Annotated in this window: 17 protein-coding genes; 2 read left to right on the top strand and 15 right to left on the bottom strand. The window is 62.7% G+C overall.

All coding sequences use genetic code 11. From position 1 onward, the window contains the following. The first annotated feature begins 337 nt into the window (after positions 1–337). The gene (locus tag IAE33_RS02205) at positions 338–1,501 is read left to right on the top strand and encodes a type III PLP-dependent enzyme (RefSeq protein WP_028631575.1); all 1,164 of its coding nucleotides are present in this window, start codon (positions 338–340) and stop codon (positions 1,499–1,501) included. Positions 1,502–1,699: 198 nt separating this feature from the next. Next, positions 1,700–4,255 carry a PepSY domain-containing protein gene (locus tag IAE33_RS02200; RefSeq protein ID WP_201162038.1) on the top strand — a complete coding sequence of 852 codons (2,556 nt, stop codon included), beginning with the start codon at positions 1,700–1,702 and terminating at the stop codon, positions 4,253–4,255. A 33-nt stretch (positions 4,256–4,288) separates the two neighbouring features. On the opposite strand, the gene IAE33_RS02195 is transcribed toward IAE33_RS02200, so the two are convergent. The 15 genes from IAE33_RS02195 to hscB all read right to left on the bottom strand — a co-directional run bounded on the left by IAE33_RS02195 (position 4,289) and on the right by hscB (position 18,649). Further along, positions 4,289–5,080, bottom strand: coding sequence for an amidohydrolase (locus IAE33_RS02195; protein WP_201161915.1), 792 nt, complete (start codon positions 5,078–5,080; stop codon positions 4,289–4,291). Beyond that, entirely contained in the window at positions 5,068–6,216 is a 1,149-nt protein-coding gene (locus IAE33_RS02190) for a pyridoxal phosphate-dependent aminotransferase (protein WP_201161914.1), read from the bottom strand. Before IAE33_RS02190 ends, IAE33_RS02195 begins: the two co-directional genes overlap by 13 nt. Before the next feature lie 158 nt (positions 6,217–6,374). Next, positions 6,375–7,838, bottom strand: a complete 1,464-nt coding sequence (der, locus tag IAE33_RS02185) for a ribosome biogenesis GTPase Der (RefSeq protein ID WP_028631579.1) — start codon at positions 7,836–7,838, stop codon at positions 6,375–6,377. A 117-nt stretch (positions 7,839–7,955) separates the two neighbouring features. Next, the gene (gene bamB / locus IAE33_RS02180) at positions 7,956–9,098 is read right to left on the bottom strand and encodes an outer membrane protein assembly factor BamB (RefSeq protein WP_028631580.1); all 1,143 of its coding nucleotides are present in this window, start codon (positions 9,096–9,098) and stop codon (positions 7,956–7,958) included. Beyond that, a complete protein-coding gene (locus IAE33_RS02175; protein ID WP_060482248.1) occupies positions 9,099–9,737 on the bottom strand; it encodes a tetratricopeptide repeat protein in 639 nt (212 codons plus the stop codon). Positions 9,738–9,776: 39 nt separating this feature from the next. After that, on the bottom strand, positions 9,777–11,066 hold the full coding sequence (gene hisS / locus IAE33_RS02170) for a histidine--tRNA ligase (protein ID WP_201161913.1): 1,290 nt from the start codon (positions 11,064–11,066) through the stop codon (positions 9,777–9,779). A gap of 25 nt (positions 11,067–11,091) precedes the next feature. Continuing rightward, positions 11,092–12,201, bottom strand: coding sequence for a flavodoxin-dependent (E)-4-hydroxy-3-methylbut-2-enyl-diphosphate synthase (gene ispG / locus IAE33_RS02165; RefSeq protein ID WP_028631583.1), 1,110 nt, complete (start codon positions 12,199–12,201; stop codon positions 11,092–11,094). Between the two features lie 3 nt (positions 12,202–12,204). Next, a complete protein-coding gene (locus IAE33_RS02160; protein WP_201161912.1) occupies positions 12,205–13,206 on the bottom strand; it encodes a RodZ domain-containing protein in 1,002 nt (333 codons plus the stop codon). After that, a complete protein-coding gene (gene pilW / locus IAE33_RS02155) occupies positions 13,203–13,964 on the bottom strand; it encodes a type IV pilus biogenesis/stability protein PilW (protein ID WP_201161911.1) in 762 nt (253 codons plus the stop codon). The genes IAE33_RS02160 and pilW overlap by 4 nt, the downstream gene beginning before the upstream one ends. A gap of 14 nt (positions 13,965–13,978) precedes the next feature. Beyond that, positions 13,979–15,124 (bottom strand): 23S rRNA (adenine(2503)-C(2))-methyltransferase RlmN, encoded by a 1,146-nt coding sequence (rlmN, locus tag IAE33_RS02150; RefSeq protein WP_060482251.1) that lies wholly within the window; start codon positions 15,122–15,124, stop codon positions 13,979–13,981. Positions 15,125–15,152: 28 nt separating this feature from the next. After that, positions 15,153–15,578 carry a nucleoside-diphosphate kinase gene (ndk, locus tag IAE33_RS02145; protein WP_028631587.1) on the bottom strand — a complete coding sequence of 142 codons (426 nt, stop codon included), beginning with the start codon at positions 15,576–15,578 and terminating at the stop codon, positions 15,153–15,155. An 88-nt stretch (positions 15,579–15,666) separates the two neighbouring features. Then, positions 15,667–15,867 (bottom strand): Fe-S cluster assembly protein IscX, encoded by a 201-nt coding sequence (iscX, locus tag IAE33_RS02140; protein WP_028631588.1) that lies wholly within the window; start codon positions 15,865–15,867, stop codon positions 15,667–15,669. A 10-nt stretch (positions 15,868–15,877) separates the two neighbouring features. Continuing rightward, positions 15,878–16,219 (bottom strand): ISC system 2Fe-2S type ferredoxin, encoded by a 342-nt coding sequence (gene fdx, locus IAE33_RS02135; RefSeq protein ID WP_028631589.1) that lies wholly within the window; start codon positions 16,217–16,219, stop codon positions 15,878–15,880. A gap of 3 nt (positions 16,220–16,222) precedes the next feature. Then, positions 16,223–18,085: a Fe-S protein assembly chaperone HscA gene (hscA, locus tag IAE33_RS02130; protein WP_060482252.1), complete on the bottom strand. Its 1,863-nt coding sequence runs from the start codon at positions 18,083–18,085 to the stop codon at positions 16,223–16,225. A gap of 42 nt (positions 18,086–18,127) precedes the next feature. Beyond that, the gene (gene hscB, locus IAE33_RS02125) at positions 18,128–18,649 is read right to left on the bottom strand and encodes a co-chaperone HscB (RefSeq protein WP_201161910.1); all 522 of its coding nucleotides are present in this window, start codon (positions 18,647–18,649) and stop codon (positions 18,128–18,130) included. Positions 18,650–18,655 lie beyond the last annotated feature (6 nt).

Below are 18,655 nucleotides of genomic sequence, written 5' to 3'. Positions count from 1 at the left end.
TGCCCCCACCAGAACGTGCAAGTCCTTGTGGGGGCGGGCCTGTGTACACCACCTGGAAACAGGGCTATTCCACAATTCTTTACGCTTGAAACAGCCTGGGGAACATCGGCCGGTCATACGAGTCGGTTATTCGAAGGGTGGCGGGTGTATCCACGGCGATCACGCCGGGATTGCCTGTTGATTCTGCATTCTTCACGCCCTAAAGTGCGCGCCGAACGTCCATGCTGGAAACGATCCATCCGGCTCAAGTACTGAGTAGGCGAACCAAAGTGGGGATACGGAGGGCGTTCAGTTTGCAGCCACTTAAATTTTCAGTTTGCCCATGGAGTCCCTGAGCATGTCGATCCAGGTCGAAGATTATTTCGCACGCGACACCTTCCAGAAAATGAAGGCTTTTGCCGACAAGCAGGAAACGCCGTTCGTACTCATCGACACCCAGATGATCAGCAAGGCCTACGACGACCTGCGCGCCGGCTTCGAATTCGCCAAGGTCTACTACGCGGTCAAGGCCAACCCAGCGGTCGAGATCATCGACCTGCTCAAGGACAAAGGCTCGAACTTCGACATCGCCTCCATCTACGAGCTGGACAAGGTGATGGACCGCGGCGTCAGCGCCGACCGTATCAGCTACGGCAACACCATCAAGAAGTCCAAGGACATCCGCTACTTCTTCGAGAAGGGCGTGCGCCTGTACGCCACCGATTCGGAAGCCGACCTGCGCAACATCGCCAAGGCCGCACCGGGCTCGAAAGTGTACGTGCGCATCCTCACCGAAGGTTCCACCACGGCTGACTGGCCGCTGTCGCGCAAATTCGGCTGCCAGACCGACATGGCCATGGACCTGCTGATCCTGGCCCGTGACCTGGGCCTGGTGCCTTACGGCATTTCCTTCCACGTGGGTTCCCAGCAGCGTGACATCAGTGTGTGGGACGCCGCGATCGCCAAGGTCAAGGTGATCTTCGAGCGCCTGAAGGAAGAAGACGGCATCGAACTGAAGCTGATCAACATGGGGGGTGGCTTCCCGGCCAACTACATCACCCGTACCAACAGCCTGGAAACCTATGCCGAGGAAATCATCCGCTTCCTGAAGGAAGACTTTGGTGATGACCTGCCAGAAATCATTCTGGAGCCAGGCCGCTCGCTGATCGCCAACGCCGGTATTCTGGTCAGTGAAGTGGTGCTGGTAGCGCGCAAGTCTCGTACCGCCGTGGAGCGTTGGGTGTACACCGACGTGGGCAAGTTCTCTGGCCTGATCGAAACCATGGACGAGTCCATCAAGTTCCCGATCTGGACCGAGAAAAAGGGCGAGATGGAAGAAGTGGTCATCGCCGGCCCCACCTGCGACAGTGCCGACATCATGTACGAGCACTACAAGTACGGCCTGCCGCTGAACCTGGCCATTGGCGACCGCCTGTACTGGCTGTCCACCGGTGCCTACACCACCAGTTACAGCGCTGTGGAATTCAACGGCTTCCCGCCGCTGAAGTCCTACTACCTGTAACACCGAACGGGGCCGCAAGGCCCCGTTTTCGTTGGGGCCTTGCCTTCGCAGGCGGTGTAGCAGACGGGTTTTAACCCCTGGGGCTGTAAAGATTGTAAAGCCTCACGAATGTTAACCAATCTCAATTGCTGGCCACTATCACTTCCATTAACATCCCCGGGCGCCGCGCCTATGCGGCCGTACACAGGGTGATCGATGGTGGTGAAGAAGACGCTGTTCCAACTGCACTGGTTGTTTGGCATCACCGCGGGGTTGGTGCTGGCGTTGATGGGCATCACCGGCGCCCTGTATTCGTTCCAGGAAGAACTGCTACGCGCGTTCAATGGCGAGGTGCTGCGGGTCGAGGTGCGGCCCGAAGGTGTATTGCCGCCTGCCGAACTGGTCAAACGCGTAGAGGCCCAGCAGCAGGACAAGGTGGCAATGCTATGGGTGGATGTGCGTGAGGGTGATGCGGCCCGCGTATTCTTCACCCCCGCGCCAGGCGAGCGCCGCGGCGAACTGCGCTATGCCGACCCTTACACCGGTGAGCTGAAGGGGGACGTGGCGGGCCAGGGCTTCTTCAGCCTGATGCTCAACCTGCACCGGTTTCTGGCCATGGGTGACACCGGCCGGCAGATCACCGGCGCCTGCACCCTGATGCTGGTGTTCTTCTGTTTGTCCGGGCTGTACCTGCGCTGGCCACGCAAGGCCCTGGACTGGCGCACCTGGCTTACCTTCGACTGGGCCAAGAAAGGCCGCGCATTCAATTGGGACCTGCACGCCGTGGCGGGTACCTGGTGCCTGCTGTTCTATCTGCTGTTCGCGCTTACCGGTTTGTTCTGGTCCTACGAATGGTACCGGGAGGGCCTCAACAGGTTGCTGGCCGATGCCCCGGCCGCAGGCCAGCAGCAAAAACGCGGCGAAGGCCGTGGCCGCCACGGCCCCCAACACGTCGACAAGAACGCCCCGCCGCTGGTGGTCGATTACGACGCCATCTGGGCCACCCTCAGCAACGCTGCCGGCCCTGGGCTGGCCAGCTACAACCTGCGCCTGCCCCCTGTGGGTGGGCAACCCGCCAACCTGTTCTACCTGCAGGCCGATGCCGAGCACCCCCGGGCATTCAATACACTTGTGCTGGACCCGGCCAACGGCCAAGTGCAGCGCCATGAGCGCTACACCGACAAGTCGTTCAAGGCCCAGCTGCTGCAGAGTGTCTATGCCCTGCACGTGGGCGAGTATTTCGGCCTGGTGGGGCGTATCGCCCTGACCATCGCCAGCCTGACCATGCCGGTGTTCTTCGTCACCGGCTGGCTGTTGTACCTGGACCGGCGCCGCAAGAAGCGCCAGGTACGCGCAGCCCGGGGCAATGTAGCCATTGCGAACACGGCGGGCGACGGCTGGCTCGTCGGTTTCGCCAGCCAAAGCGGCTTTGCCGAGCAGTTGGCCTGGCAGACCGCCGCCCAGCTTCAGGCGGCAGGCCTGGCTGTGCAGGTGCGGGCGCTGGGTACACTGACAGAGGAGGATTTGCGCCAGGCCAGGCGTGCCGTGTTCGTGGTCAGCACCTTCGGTGACGGTGAGGCGCCGGACAGCGCCCGGGGCTTCGAGCGCAATGTACTGGGCAAGGCCTTGGCACTGAACCACCTCAGCTATGCCCTGCTCGCCCTGGGCGACCGTCAGTATCCACACTTCTGCGGCTTCGCCCGCCGCCTGCAGGGCTGGCTGGGTGAGCGTGGGGCCACCTGCGCATTCAGCCCGGTCGAGGTGGACAGCGCCGACCCTGCGGCCTTGCAGCAATGGCAGCAGGCACTGACACGCCTGACCGGGGCGGAGCCGGTGACAGCGTGGCAACCGCCGAGCTTCGGTAGCTGGTCACTGGTCAGCCGCACACTGTTGAACCCGGGCAGCCTGGGGCAGCCGGTCTACCTGCTGGGCTTGCAGCCGCAGGAGCCTGCGACTTGGGAAGCCGGCGACTTGGTGGAGGTCCTGCCGCTCAACGGCCCTTGCCGGGTCGAGGCATTTCTCAAGGGCTTGGCGCTGGATGCCATGGCCCCAGTGCAACTGGGCGGCCTGACCGAAACCTTGGCCCAGGCGCTGGCGGGCCGGCAATTGCCGATGCGCCGGGATCATCTGGTGGGCCTGCACCCGCAAGCACTGGTGGAGGCACTGGTGCCCATCGGCACCCGCGAGTACTCGATTGCCTCAATCGCCAGCGACGGCGTGCTGGAGCTGATTGTGCGCCAGGAGCGACACACCAATGGGCAACTGGGCCTGGGCTCGGGCTGGCTGACCGAATACCTGCCCCTGAATGGCTCACTCACCCTGCGCCTGCGCCGCAACAGCGGCTTCCACCTCCCGGAAACTGCCGCGCCGATGGTGCTTATTGGCAATGGCACTGGCCTTGCGGGGTTACGCAGCCTGGTTCGCGCACGGATCAGCGCGGGCGAGCAGCGCAACTGGCTGCTATTCGGCGAGCGTAATCGGGCACATGACCTGCTGTGTGGCAGTGAGCTGCAAAGCTGGCTGGCCAGTGGCGACCTCACGCGCCTGGACCTGGCCTTCTCCCGTGACCAGGCAGAAAAGGTGTACGTGCAGGATGTATTGCTGCAGCAGGCCGATGAACTGCGGCGCTGGGTGGCCGAGGGTGCCTGCATCTATGTCTGCGGCAGCCTGCAAGGCATGGCCGCGGGTGTGGATGCGGCGCTCAACGGCATACTGGGCGAGGCAGCTGTGCAGCAACTGATCGAGGACGGGCGCTATCGGCGGGATGTGTACTAGGGTAGCCGGGTACCTGCCGACAGCAGCCGCCAGTCAATGCAGGTCGAAGGTGTCGGCGTCCAGGTTGGCCGGGAATTTGGTGCGGTAAGCGGCCAACTCCGCTGCGCTGAGCACCACCGTGAACACGCCGTCCGCCTCACCGGCGCTCAACAGGCTCTCGCCCTGGAAATCCAGCACCTGGCTGTCGCCGGAATACGCAAACCCTTTGCCGTCGGTCCCCACACGGTTCACCGCAGCCACATAGCACAGGTTCTCGATGCCCCGCGCCGGCAACAGGCGGTTCCAGTGCTGGCGACGGGCAGCGGGCCAGTTGGCGGTGTACAGCAGCAGGTCGGTGTCCTGGGCATCGCGGCTCCACACCGGGAAGCGAAGGTCGTAGCAAATCAGCGGGCGGATACGCCAGCCCTTGAGCTCGAACTGCACCTGACGCTCCCCAGGGGTGTAATGCTTGTGCTCACCGGCCATGCGGAACAGGTGACGCTTGTCGTAATGCAGGATCTCACCATCCGGCCGCGCCCACAGCAAGCGGTTGCGATGGCTACCGTCGGCTGCCTGAATGATGACGCTACCGGTGATCACCGCGCCGTGCTTCCTGGCCTGGGCCTTCAACCACTTGTAGGTTGGCCCGTTTTCCTGCTCGGCCAGGCTTTCGGACTGCATCGAAAACCCTGTGGTGAACATTTCTGGCAGGATCACCAGGTCCACCTCGCCCACGTGCTCCAGCAGCGCTTCGAAATGCGCGTAGTTGGCCTCGGGGTCGTGCCAGGCGAGTGTGGTTTGCACCAAGGCAATTTTCAGATTCGGCAGCGTACTCAAATCGCGCATAGTTTCTCCGCTGCCTGGCGCAGCGTCTCCTCTCGTTTGGCAAAGCACAGGCGCACCAGGCGCTGCCCGGTGATGGCCTGCTGGTAGAACACCGACACGGGGATGGTCGCCACCCCGTGCTCGCGGGTGAGCCACAGCGACATCTGCACATCGTCCAGGTCGGGGCGTATGTGCGCGTAGTCCACCAGCTGGAAATAGGTGCCTGCGGTGGGTGTGAACGTAAACCGCGAGCCCGCCAGTAAACCGCAGAAGAGGTCGCGCTTGGCCTGGTAGAACGCGGGCAACTGCTCGACATGTTCAGGGTGCGCGGCCATGAAGTCGGCCAGGGCACACTGCAGGGGGGTGACCCCGCAGAAGTTCACGTACTGGTGCACCTTGCGCAGTTCTGCGCTGAGCGCTGGCGGTGCGATCACGTAGCCAGTCTTCCAGCCAGTGACGTGGTAGGTCTTGCCGAACGAACTGACCACGAACGCGCGCCGGTACAACTGCTCATGGGCCAGCACGCTGGCATGGCGGGCACCGTCGTACACCAGGTGTTCGTAGACTTCATCGCTGACCACGAACACGTCGCGCTCGCCGATCAGTGCGGCCAGCTGGTTCAGGTCTTCGTGGGTGACCAGCGCGCCGCTGGGGTTGTGCGGCGAGTTGAGAATGACCATGCGGGTACGCGGGCTCAGGGCATCCGCGAACCGCTGCCAGTCGATACGAAAGTCACCGTCGCCAAGCTGCACGTGCACACAGCGCCCCCCCGCCAGTTGCACGGAGGGTTCGTAGCTGTCGTAGGAAGGGTCAAAAACGATCACCTCGTCACCGGGGTGAACCACCGCCTGGATGGCGCAGAAAATCGCCTCGGTGGCACCGGGCGTGATGGTCACTTCCTGGTCAGCATCCACCTGGGCCCCGTACAACCGCTGCACCTTGGCCGCCACCTGCTGACGCAGCGCAGGCAAACCGGTCATCGGCGAATACTGGTTGTGCCCGGCGGCCACATGGCGCCCTACCGCGTCGAGCAGCGCCTGTGGCCCATTGAAGTCAGGGAAACCTTGCGACAGGTTCAACGCACCCGTCTGCGCGGCAAGCTGAGACATGGTCGTGAAAATGGTAGTGCCGACATCCGGCAGTTTACTGCTGATCATGTCTCCCCCCTTTCCTAGCTGCAAGCTTCAAGCTTCAAGCTTCAAGCCGCGAGCCGCGAGCCGCGAGCCGCGAGCCGCGAGCTTGAAGCTGCAAGAAAAAGCAAAGATAACGCGGTCTGCTTTTACTTGCAGCTTGCCGCTTGCAGCTCGCAGCTGCTTTACCGCTTGTCGCGGCGCTTTTTCTCGGCTTTTTTGTGGTGGGACATCAAGCGGCGTTTCTTGTTGACCTGGCGGTCGGTCAGGGTGTTTTTCTTGCCTTCGTACGGGTTGTCACCACCCTTGTACTCAATGCGGATCGGCGTACCGACCAGCTTCAGTACCCGGCGGTAGGTGTTTTCCAGGTAACGGGAGTACGACTTCGGAATCTTGTCGGTCTGGTTACCGTGAATCACGATCAGCGGCGGGTTGGCGCCACCCAAGTGGGCATAGCGCAGCTTGATGCGGCGGCCGTTGACCAGCGGCGGCTGGTGTTCGCTGACCGCATCCTCGAGGATCTGGGTCAGGCGGCTGGTCGGCCAGCGGGTGACCGCAGACAGGAACGCAGCCTGCACCGACTTGTACAGGTGGCCTACCCCAGTGCCGTGCAACGCCGAGATGAAGTGGATGTCGGCAAAATCGACGAAGAACAGCCGGCGCTCCAGCTCGGTCTTCACGTAGTCGCGCTCACCCGGCTCCATGCCGTCCCACTTGTTCAGGGCGATGACAATGGCACGGCCCGCTTCCAGGGCAAAACCCAGCAGGTTGAGGTCGTGGTCAACCACCCCTTCGCGGGCATCCATGACGAAGATGACCACGTTGGCGTCCTTGATCGCCTGCAGCGTCTTCACCACCGAGAACTTCTCGACTTCCTCGTGGATCTTGCCGCGCTTGCGCACACCCGCCGTGTCGATGAAGGTGTACTTGTCACCATCACGCTCGAACGGGATGTAGATACTGTCACGGGTAGTGCCTGGCTGGTCGTACACCACCACCCGCTCTTCGCCGAGCATGCGGTTTACCAGCGTCGACTTGCCCACGTTCGGGCGGCCGATGATGGCGATCTTGATGCCATCCTTCTCGCTCGGGCCCGGAATGCGCACGGCCTCCTCGCCTTCGGCCACGTCGGCGTCCAGCGCGTCTTCGACCTGGTCGCGCGGGATGTGACCCAGCACGGCTTCCATCAAGGCATTGATGCCGCGCCCCTGGGAACCTGCTACCGGAATGGCATTGCCCATGCCCAGCGGCGAGAATTCGGCGCGGGCAACATCGGCGTCGATGTTGTCGATCTTGTTGGCAACCAGAATCGCTTCTTTGTTGCGCTTGCGCAGGTGCTCGGCAATCATCTGGTCGGCGGCAGTCATGCCAGCACGGGCATCCACCAGGAACAGCACATAGTCGGCCTCTTCGATGGCCATCAGCGACTGCTCGGCCATCTTTTCGTCCATGCCCACTTCGTCACCGGTAATACCACCGGTATCGATCAGGATGAAGGAGCGACCCTGCCAGCTGGCATCACCATACTGGCGGTCACGGGTCAGGCCCGACAGGTCACCGACGATGGCATCGCGGGTTTTGGTCAGGCGGTTGAACATGGTGGATTTGCCAACGTTCGGGCGGCCCACCAGGGCAATTACGGGAACCATTGGCTCTCCACTCTTGAATTCTTGAAAATGCAAAGGCCGCTGCAAGGCAGCGGCCGGAGTTCGGGCGGCGTGTCCTACGCCGCGGCCTGAAGCCCTATCAAGGCTTCAAGCATAGCTTCAGCGGATGGTCAGTGCCTCGAGCTTGCCGCTGTTGCCAAATACATAGATGGTGTCGCCGACCACCAGTGGTCGGGCGCGCAGGCCATCGCTGTCGATACGCTCACGGCCAACGAAGCGGCCATCGACCTGGCTCAGCAGGTGCAGGTAGCCTTCGAAGTCACCCACTGCCACGTAGCTGCTGTACACCTCCGGGGCGGTCAGCTGCCGGCGAGCCATGGCATCGTTGGACCAGATGGCGCTGGAAGAACGCTCGTCCACCCCTTCCACGGTACCGGACGCTTCGCTGACGTAGACGTTGCCGAAGCCCTGGGCCACACCCACATAGCTGGAGGCGTCGCGCTGCCAGATCACCCGGCCGCTTTCCAGGTCCAGGCCCGCAACGCGGCCCTGATAGGTACTGACGTACAGGGTACCACCGGAGAGCAGCAACCCGCCGTCGATATCCACAACACGGTCCAGCTCGGAGCGGCCCTTGGGAATGGCCACGCGGCTTTCCCACACGGGTACGCCGTTGCTGATATCCACCGCAACCACCTTGCCGGTGGACAGGCCGGCCACGGCCAGGCGGTTGGTGGCGATTGGCGCGCCGGTGCCACGCAGTGTCAGCACGGCGGGGCTGCTTTCGTAGATCCAGCGACGATCGCCGGTAGCCGCATCCAGGCCGATCAGGCGATCGTCCTGGGTTTGTACAACGACCACATCACCGTTGTTGGCAGGCGGCGCCAGTACTTCGCTGGTCACCCGCGAACGCCAGCGCTCTTCACCGGTGCTCGAGTCCAGGGCAATCACTTCACCCTTGAGGGTGCCGAGCATCACCAGGCCGTAGCCCACGCCGACAGCGCCGGAAACTGGCAGGTCAAGGTCCTTGTTCCACACCACATTACCGGTGATGCGATCAAGGGCATAAACGTCGCCCTTCACGTCGGACGCGTAGATGCGGTCGTTTTCAATGGCCGGCACCAGGGTGTTGTAGGTTTCGCCCTGGCCGTCACCAATCGAACGGCTCCACTGCTTTTTCAGCACCACTTCCTCGGTGAACTTGGTCAGCTCGGCCGGGGGCAGTTCCTTCTTGCTGTTGCTGCTGCAACCTGCGGCCAGTACGGCCAAGGTCAGCACTGCTGCTTGTTTCCAACCGATCACTTACGCGTCCCCTTTGGCCAGGTCATCCAGCTTCAATTGCAAGCCACCGACCGCCGCCTCGTCGGACAGCGCAGCCTTGGCTTTTTCGTAAGCGCTGTGGGCGTCGTCAGCGCGCCCCAGCTGCACCAGCAGGTCACCCTTCAACTCTTCACGGCTGGCCAGAAACGCCTTGTCAGCGTCGCCGTCCAGCAGCTTGAGGGCATCCTCGGCCTTGTTCTGAGCGGCCATCACCCGTGCCAGGCGCTGGCGGGAAATCTCGCCCAGGGTAGTATCGGCGGGCTTGTCCACCACAGACTTGAGCTCGGCAGCGGCGTCGTCAAGCTTGCCGGTTTCTACCGCCACCTTGGCCACGAACAGGCTACCGTACTGGGCATAGGCGGTACCGCCGAACTCGCTCTTGAGCTTGCCGGCCAGTTCCGCGACCTTGGTCGCGTCAGGCTGGCCGCTGGGCGTCAGGCTGGTTTCCAGCAAGGCCTGGTACAGCTGCGAAGCACCTTGCGACTGGTTGTTCTGGTACTTGTGCCAGGTATTCCAGCCCAGCACCACCACACCCGCCAACAGGGCGCCGGTCAGCAGCGGCTTGCCGTTGCGGTTCCACCAGTCCTTGACCCCTACCAGTTCATCATCGGTACTCGACACCCCAATACTCCTTTTCGCCTATTCGCTTGTTGAACCGCGTTACGCCTGGGCGATCGCGGTTTCCAGGTGCTCTGCAAGAGCATCCCAGGCAATGTTCTGTTGTTCGCCCTGACCGCGCAGGGGCTTGAAGCCGATTTCCTGGCTGGCCAGTTCGTCGTCGCCGAGAATCAGGGCGAACAGCGCGCCACTCTTGTCGGCCTTCTTGAACTGGCTCTTGAAGCTGCCAGCACCGGCGTTGACCGCCAGGCGCAGGCCCGGCAGGCGATCGCGCAACTGTTCCGACAGGCGCAACCCGGCCAGTTCGGCCTGCTCGCCGAAGGCGCACAGGTAGACGTCGACCTGACGGCTGATGGATTCAGGCACCTTGCCGAGCGTTTCCAGCAGCAGGATCAGGCGTTCGATACCCATGGCGAAACCAACGCCGGGGGTCGGCTTGCCGCCCATCTGCTCGACCAGGCCATCGTAACGCCCACCCGCACACACCGTGCCTTGGGCGCCGAGTTTGTCGGTGACCCACTCGAAGACGGTCTTGCTGTAGTAGTCCAGGCCACGCACCAGCTTGGTATTGAGCTGGAACGGGATACCGGCAGCGTCCAGGCGCGCCTTGAGGCCTTCGAAGTGCACCCGCGATTCTTCGTCCAGGTAGTCTTCGAGCTTCGGTGCGCCCACCAGCACCGCCTGAGTGTTCGGGTCTTTGCTGTCGAGGATGCGCAGCGGGTTGCTCTTCAGGCGGCGCTGGCTGTCTTCATCGAGCTGCTCCAGGCGCGCCGAGAGGAACTCGACCAGCGCATCACGGTAGCGGGCCCGTGCTTCGCTGGTGCCCAGGCTGTTGAGTTCCAGCTTGACCGCGTCCTGGATGCCCAGCAGGCCCCACAGGCGCCAGGTGAGCATGATCAGTTCGGCATCGATGTCCGGGCCGTCCAGGTTGAACACTTCCACACCGATCTGGTGGAACTGGCGGTAGCGGCCTTTCTGTGGGCGCTCGTGGCGGAACATCTGGCCGATGTACCAGAGTTTCTGCACCTGGCCGTTGCCGGTGATGCCATGCTCCAGCACCGCACGTACGCACGCTGCCGTGCCCTCGGGGCGCAGGGTCAGCGAATCGCCGTTGCGGTCCTCGAAGGTGTACATCTCCTTTTCGACGATGTCGGTCACTTCGCCGATCGAGCGTTTGAACAGCTCGGTGAACTCCACGATGGGCGTGCGGATCTGGCTGTACCCGTAGGTGTCCAGCAGGCCGGCAACGGTACCCTCGAAGTAGCGCCACAGCGGCGACTGTTCTGGCAGGATGTCGTTCATGCCACGGATGGCTTGCAGCGATTTGCTCACGAATAGTCCTTACGAATTCTGTGTATCAGCCACGGGCAATCAGTGCCGCGTCGGCTTCGGCCTTTTCGGCCGCTTTCTGGCGAATGAGCTTTTCCAGCTCATCCACCAGGTTGTCATTGGTGAGTTTCTGTGCCGGCTTGCCGTCGATGTACACCAGGTTCGGCGTACCACCCGTCAGGCCCACATGGGATTCCTTGGCTTCACCGGGGCCGTTGACCACGCAGCCGATCACTGCAACGTCCAGCGGAACCAGCAGGTCTTCCAGCCGCCCCTCAAGCTCGTTCATGGTCTTGACCACATCGAAGTTCTGCCGCGAGCAGCTCGGGCAGGCGATGAAGTTGATGCCACGCGAACGCAGGTGCAGCGACTTGAGAATGTCGTAACCGACCTTCACTTCCTCGACCGGGTCGGCCGCGAGCGAAATACGGATGGTATCGCCAATGCCTTCGGCAAGCAGCATACCGAGGCCCACCGCAGATTTCACCGTCCCCGAGCGCAGGCCGCCGGCTTCGGTGATGCCCAGGTGCAACGGCTGCACGATCTGCTTGGCCAGCAGGCGATAGGCTTCGACGGCCATGAATACATCGGAGGCCTTGACGCTGACCTTGAAGTCCTGGAAGTTCAGGCGATCGAGATGCTCCACATGGCGCAACGCCGACTCTACCAGCGCAGCCGGGGTCGGTTCGCCGTACTTCTTCTGCAGGTCCTTCTCCAGGGAGCCTGCGTTAACGCCGATACGGATTGGGATACCCCGGTCGCGGGCGGCATCCACTACAGCCCGCACACGGTCCTCACGGCCGATGTTGCCCGGGTTGATACGCAGGCAGTCCACACCCAGTTCGGCCACGCGCAGGGCAATCTTGTAGTCGAAGTGGATGTCGGCCACCAACGGGACGCTGACCTGCTGCTTGATGCGGCCGAAGGCCTCGGCGGCGTCCATGTCCGGTACCGAGACGCGCACGATGTCGACGCCGGCATCGACCAGACGCTGGATCTGCCCGACGGTAGCCGCCACATCGTTGGTGTCGGTGTTGGTCATGCTCTGTACTGCAATGGGTGCATCACCACCCACCGGCACATTGCCGACCCAGATTTTGCGGGATTCGCGACGTTTGATCGGGGATTCGCCGTGCATGAGTTACTGTCCCAACTTCAGGCGAGCGGTTTCGCCACTGGTGAACGGGGCAACGTCGACGGGCTGGCCGTTGTAGCTGACCTGGGCGCCACGGGCAAAGCCCAGGCGGACCGCGAAGGGCGGCTTGCCGGTCAGTTCGAGGTTGTCCCCCTTGCGCTTGATGGCGCTGAACAGCACCTTGCCGTTGCCATCGGAAACCTGGGTCCAGCAATCGGCCACGAACTGGATGGCGACCTTGGCACTGCCCGCTGGCACGGCGGCTGGCTGAACAGCGGCCTCGGCCGATGGCGCAGGGGTAGCCGGTGCACTGGGTGCCGCCACGGTTGGGCTGGCGGTGCTGGGGGCAGGTACCTGTTGCACCGTCGCCGGGCTGCTGGCCGGGGCCGTGGCGGCCGCAGGCGCCTGTTCGGCAGTGGCGGCTTGCTGGCCGGCCGTGTTCTGCTCCAGAGGCAACGGCGCGCTCTCGGGCTGCTGCCCTGCCGAAACCGCCTGGTCTTCAGGCTCATCGAGTGGGTGGATCTGGGTGGTGCCGTCTGCGCTTTCGACCTCGACGTGTTCAAGGGCGATCTTCGACAGGTCCTTGCCACGCTGGCTGCCCTGGTCCTGCCACCAGGCGAAACCGCCCCCTACCACCGCCAACAGCAGCAGCAGGCTGACGCCGCGCAGAATGTTATGGGACAGGCGCATGGGCTCCTCGATGCGGCCCAGCGAGTGCACGTCGCTGCCCTTGGCATGGGTGCCGGTGTAGCGGTCGAAGGCCTCGACCAGCGCGGCTTGGTCCAGGTCCATCAGCTTGGCGTAGGCACGGATATAGCCACGGGCGAAGGTGTGCCCCGGCAGCTTGTCGAAGGCGCCGGTTTCCACATGGTTCAACGAACTGAGGGTGAGGTTGAGCTTGCGGGCCACCTCGGCTTGGGACCAGTCCCGTTTTTCACGGGCCAGGCGCAAAAGCTCACCGGGGTTCTGGCCAGGCGCTACGGCTACTTCGGGATGCGCGGCGTTCATCGTTGCTCCGACAGGTATTGCTGATATTCCGGCGTACCGGGATAAAGTCGATGTAATTGCTGACCCAGCTCGGCCACTGTGCCTTGTTGGTCGAAGACCCTGGCAAGGCGGCTACCCAGCAACAGGCTACGGGCGTCGTGGTCGCTCAGCTGGCTGAAACGATCGTAGTAGTCCCGGGCCGGCACATAATGCCTGTTTTCGTAGGACAACTCAGCCATTTCCAGCAAGGCTTTCGGCTGCCGTTGGTCCAACTGCAGTGCTTTGTGCAAATAGGCGTGCGCCTGGTCGCGGCGATCGAGCCGCAGGGCAGTCAGGCCGAGGTTCTCGAACACACGCGAGCGCTCAGGATACAGGGTATCGGCACTGGCCAGGCGAAACATCTGCTCGGCCTCGGCAAATCGCCCCTGAGCATAAAGGAAACTGCCGTAATTGTTGCGAATTCGTGTGGTGCCGGTACTGGCCTGCAGGGCCTGGCGAAAATGCCGCTCGGCCAGGGCGGGCTCACCTTCAGCCTGGTAAACCAGCGCCAGAGCCGCGTGGGCATCGCTGTCGTGGTTGTCCAGGGCCAGCGCCTGGCCCAGTGGCACCTTTGCCTGCCCGGTCAAACCCTGTTGCAAATAACCCAGTCCCAACTGCACGTAGGCGCGCGCCGCTTGCGCCCTGCCCTCGCGGCTGGCCAGCGGGTCGCCGGTGCCGCCCGACACGCAACCGGCCAGCAGCAGGAGCGCAAGGATCGACAGCGCGGCGCGCAGGGTCATGGGCAAGGTACCGGTCAGTGGCTGGCGGGGCTGTCTTGGCGCTCCACATCAGCTGAAAGCTGACGCACGGCAATGTAACGCTCGCTGCGGCGGGTGCGGTCGTTGACCTGGCCGACCAACTGACCACAGGCCGCGTCGATGTCTTCGCCACGGGTGGTACGGGTGGTAACGTTGAAACCACCGTGGTGCAGCATGTCCTGGAAGCGACGAATGGCATTGTTGCTCGGCCGCTCGTAGCCCGAGTGCGGGAACGGGTTGAACGGGATCAGGTTGATCTTGCACGGCACATCGCGGAGCAGTTCGATCATCTGTGCAGCGTGCTCGGGCTGATCGTTGACATCCTTGAGCAGCGTGTACTCGATGGTGAGCACGCGCTTGCCACCCAGGGTGTCCATGTAGCCCATGCACGATTGCAGCAGCATCTTCAGCGGGTACTTCTTGTTGATCGGTACCAGCTTGTTGCGCAACTCGTCGTTGGGCGCGTGCAGCGACAGGGCCAGCGACACATCGATGTGCTTGGCCAGCTCATCGATCATCGGCACCACGCCCGAGGTGGACAGGGTGACGCGACGCTTGGAGATGCCGTAGCCAAGGTCATCCATCATGATTTTCATGGCGGCGATGACGTTGTCGAAGTTAAGCAAGGGCTCGCCCATGCCCATCATGACCACGTTGGTAATCGCGCGGTCGATCTTGGCGGGGACGGTCCCGAAGGATTTGTTGGCAAGCCACACTTGGCCGATCACTTCGGCGGCGGTGAGGTTGCTGTTGAAGCCTTGCTTGCCGGTGGAGCAGAAGCTGCAGTCCAGGGCACAGCCGGCTTGCGACGACACGCACAGGGTGCCGCGATCGTCGGTAGGGATGTAGACGGTTTCGACGCAGCTGCCGGAGGCAACGCGGATGACCCATTTGCGGGTACCGTCAGCGGAAATGTCTTCACTGACCACTTCCGGTGGGCGAATTTCGGCAACGGCCTCGAGCTTTTCGCGCAAGACCTTGCCGACGTTCGTCATGGCGGCGAAATCATCGACGCCAAAATGGTGAATCCATTTCATCACCTGGCCGGCACGGAAGCGTTTCTCCCCGATCGAGTCGAAGAATTGTTCCATTTCCGGCTGGGTCAGACCCAACAGGTTGATTTTGCCAGTAGATGTCGTCATGGATTCACCCTCACCCGTAAGCTTTCGCTTAGCGAGTGGTTACCTCGGTAGCAGCGAAGAAGTAAGCGATTTCGCGAGCAGCAGCAGCTTCGGAGTCCGAACCGTGAACGGCGTTGGCGTCGATGGACTCGGCGAAGTCGGCACGGATGGTACCGGCAGCAGCTTCTTTAGGGTTGGTGGCACCCATCAGCTCACGGTTCTTGGCGATGGCGTTCTCGCCTTCCAGAACCTGAACAACTACCGGGCCGGAAGTCATGAAGGCAACCAGGTCACCGAAGAAGCCGCGCTCGCTGTGCTCGGCGTAGAAGCCTTCAGCTTCGGCCTTGGACAGTTGTTTGATTTTCGAGGCAACGATTTTCAGGCCGGCTTCTTCGAAGCGGCTGGTGATCTTGCCGATGACGTTCTTGGCAACGGCGTCAGGCTTGATGATGGAGAAGGTACGTTGAACAGCCATGGATAACTCCAGAATATGAGTGTTGCGAAAAATTAAACCCGCGAATTATACGCGGGTTCCGGGGGATTGCCTAACCTGCAGATAACGCTTAATCGGCTTCGTCGATCCAGGCGGCCTGGATAGCTTCGAGCACTTTCTCACCGCCGCGTGACGGATCGTCGCTGAAGCCTGGCAATGCCAGCACCCAGCGGTGCAGGTCGACGAAATTCACATAACGAGGATCGACGTCAGGCTTGCTTTCTGCAAGCTCGATGGCGATATCAAGTACATCAACCCATTTCAGACTCATGTACAGGCCCTCAGTGCGGTGCTTCGGCAGCATGGTTGAGCGAATACTTGGGGATCTCGATGGTGAGGTCCTGGTCCTTTACCACCACCTGGCAACCCAGGCGCGACTGGGCTTCCAGGCCCCAGGCCTTGTCCAGCATGTCCTCTTCCAGCTCGTCGGCTTCTTCGAGGGAGTCGAAGCCCTTGCGCACGATGCAGTGGCAGGTGGTGCAGGCCTTGACCCCACCACAGGCACTTTCCATCTCGATGTGATGATCGTGGGCCAGCTCCAGGATATTGGTCCCGGCCGGCACCTCCACGGTCAGCCCCTCAGGGCAGAATTTCTCATGCGGCAGGAATGTCACCAGCGGCATCGATTACTCCTCGATCTCATTCAGGTTGCGCCCGGCCAGTGCGGCTTTGACCGTCGAATCAAGGCGACGGGCGGCAAATGCATCGGTCACCTGCGACAGACGCTTGGTCTGTTGCTCGATGGCAGCGCCATCAGTGCCGGCCAGCAAATCACGTAGTTCTTGCATCTGGAATTCGATAGCCTGGCGCTCTTCGCCGCTGAGCAGGCGCTCGCCATCGGCGTCCAGGGCGCCTTGTACCGCCTCCAACAGGCGCTCGCCGTCCACCTGGTGCTCGCGCAGCTGACGTGCCTGCTTGTCGGTGCCGGCATGCTGGAAGGAGTCTTTGAGCATGCGGGCGATTTCACCGTCGGTCAGGCCGTAAGACGGCTTCACCTGAATGCTCGCCTCCACGCCGGAGGCCAGTTCGCGCGCCGCGACGCTGAGCAGGCCATCGGCGTCCACCTGGAAGGTCACGCGGATTTTCGCAGCACCGGCAACCATGGCCGGAATGCCGCGCAGCTCAAAGCGGGCCAGCGAGCGGCAGTCGCTGATGAGCTCGCGCTCACCCTGCAGCACGTGGATCATCATGGCCGTCTGGCCATCCTTGTAGGTGGTGAATTCCTGGGCGCGGGCCACCGGGATGGTGGTATTGCGCGGGATCACCTTCTCCATCAGCCCACCCATGGTCTCAAGCCCCAGGGACAGCGGGATCACATCCAGCAGCAACAGCTCACCGCCTTCGCGGCGGTTACCGGCCAGGGTATCGGCCTGGATGGCAGCGCCAATGGCCACCACCTGGTCGGGGTCGATCGAGGTCAGCGGGGCACGGCCAAACAACGTACCCACCGCCTCGCGCACACGCGGCACGCGAGTAGAGCCGCCCACCATGACCACGGCGCTGACGTCTTCGAGTTCCACACCGCTGTCACGCACGGCGCGGCGGCAGGCCTTGAGGCTACGGGCGACCATGGGCTCGATCATGGCATCGAAGGCCGCTCGGCTGAGCTCGCCCTGCCAGGCGCCATGGCTGACCGCGACCACGTCGGCGTCGGTGAGGGCTTCCTTGGCCGCGCAGGCAGCTTGCAGCAGGGCACGCTGGGTAGCCGGGTCGAGGTCGGACGACAGGCCCGCCTGCTCGATGATCCAGCCAGCAATCGCATGGTCGAAATCGTCACCGCCCAAGGCAGTATCACCGCCAGTGGCCAGCACCTCGAACACACCTGCGGTCAGGCGCAGGATGGAGATATCGAAGGTACCACCACCCAGGTCGTAGATGGCCACCACCCCTTCGGCGTTCTGATCCAGGCCGTAAGCCACGGCTGCAGCAGTAGGCTCGTTGAGCAGGCGCAGCACGTTCAGGCCGGCCAGGCGCGCAGCGTCCTTGGTAGCCTGGCGCTGGGCATCATCGAAGTAGGCAGGCACGGTAATCACCGCACCCACCAGGTCGCCGCCAAGGGTAGCCTCGGCACGCTCGCGCAGTACCTTGAGGATGTCCGCCGACACTTGCACCGGGCTCTTGGGCCCCTGGACGGTATCGATGAACGGCATGTGCGACTCGCCGCCAACAAAGCGGTAGGGCAGTTGCTCACCCAGTTGCTTGACGTCGGCCAGCCCACGCCCCATCAGGCGCTTGACCGAGAGCACGGTATTGAACGGGTCGCTGGAGGCGGCATCACGTGCAGCCTGGCCGACTTCGCTGCGCCCTTCGAGGTAGCGCACCGCCGACGGCAGAATGACATTACCCTGCGCATCGGGCAGGGGCTCGCTGACACCGCTGCGCAGTGCAGCGACCAGAGAATTGGTAGTACCCAGGTCGATCCCCACCGCCAGGCGGCGCTGGTGCGGCTGAGGGGTTTGACCGGGTTCGGCAATCTGCAGTAGGGCCATGCTTATCTGAGTACCTTAGGTGCCATCACGGGCAGCACCGGGTTAATCGTCGAGGCGCTCTTCGAGTTGGCGCACTTCTTGGGCGAGCTTGTCGAGGAACTGCATGCGGCGCATCAGGCGCTCGGCCTGCTCGCGCTCTGCAGCAACATCCCAGCAGGCGGCGAAATCGTCGTTCAGCGTGTCCTGGGCAACCTTCAGGCGCTTCTTGAACACGGCAACGCCGTCGAGATCCGCTCCATCCTGCAGCTCTTCGAGCTCTTCACGCCACTGCATCTGCTGCAACAGGAAGTCCGGGTCGTGGACCGTGACTTCCTGGGGCACTTCGTGGCCACCGATGGCCAGCAGGTAGCGTGCGCGGCGCGGCGCGCTGCGCAAGGTCTGGTACGCATCGTTGAGGGCTGCGGACTTTTCCAGCGCCACGCGCTGCTCACGCTCGGAAGCGTCGGCAAAGCGATCAGGATGAACATCACGGGCCAACGCGCGATAGCGAGTGGCCAGCTCGTCGAGATCCAGGCGGAAGCTTGGCTGCAGGTCGAATAATGCGAAGTGACAAGGAGTACCCACGGCCAG

The sequence above is a fragment of the Pseudomonas sp. S60 genome (genome assembly GCF_016647865.1).
Taxonomy (GTDB): domain Bacteria; phylum Pseudomonadota; class Gammaproteobacteria; order Pseudomonadales; family Pseudomonadaceae; genus Aquipseudomonas; species Aquipseudomonas parafulva.
This window is presented reverse-complemented; position numbering and strand designations above follow the sequence as displayed.

Coding starts and splice junctions, on each gene's coding strand:
- IAE33_RS02205 (WP_028631575.1), top strand. CDS start 338: ATGTCGATCCAGGTCGAAGATTATTTCGCACGCGACACCTTCCAGAAA.
- IAE33_RS02195 (WP_201161915.1), bottom strand. CDS start 5,080: ATGCGCGATTTGAGTACGCTGCCGAATCTGAAAATTGCCTTGGTGCAA.
- IAE33_RS02190 (WP_201161914.1), bottom strand. CDS start 6,216: ATGATCAGCAGTAAACTGCCGGATGTCGGCACTACCATTTTCACGACC.
- der (WP_028631579.1), bottom strand. CDS start 7,838: ATGGTTCCCGTAATTGCCCTGGTGGGCCGCCCGAACGTTGGCAAATCC.
- ispG (WP_028631583.1), bottom strand. CDS start 12,201: ATGCACGGCGAATCCCCGATCAAACGTCGCGAATCCCGCAAAATCTGG.
- IAE33_RS02160 (WP_201161912.1), bottom strand. CDS start 13,206: ATGAACGCCGCGCATCCCGAAGTAGCCGTAGCGCCTGGCCAGAACCCC.
- pilW (WP_201161911.1), bottom strand. CDS start 13,964: ATGACCCTGCGCGCCGCGCTGTCGATCCTTGCGCTCCTGCTGCTGGCC.
- rlmN (WP_060482251.1), bottom strand. CDS start 15,124: ATGACGACATCTACTGGCAAAATCAACCTGTTGGGTCTGACCCAGCCG.
- ndk (WP_028631587.1), bottom strand. CDS start 15,578: ATGGCTGTTCAACGTACCTTCTCCATCATCAAGCCTGACGCCGTTGCC.
- iscX (WP_028631588.1), bottom strand. CDS start 15,867: ATGAGTCTGAAATGGGTTGATGTACTTGATATCGCCATCGAGCTTGCA.
- fdx (WP_028631589.1), bottom strand. CDS start 16,219: ATGCCGCTGGTGACATTCCTGCCGCATGAGAAATTCTGCCCTGAGGGG.
- hscA (WP_060482252.1), bottom strand. CDS start 18,085: ATGGCCCTACTGCAGATTGCCGAACCCGGTCAAACCCCTCAGCCGCAC.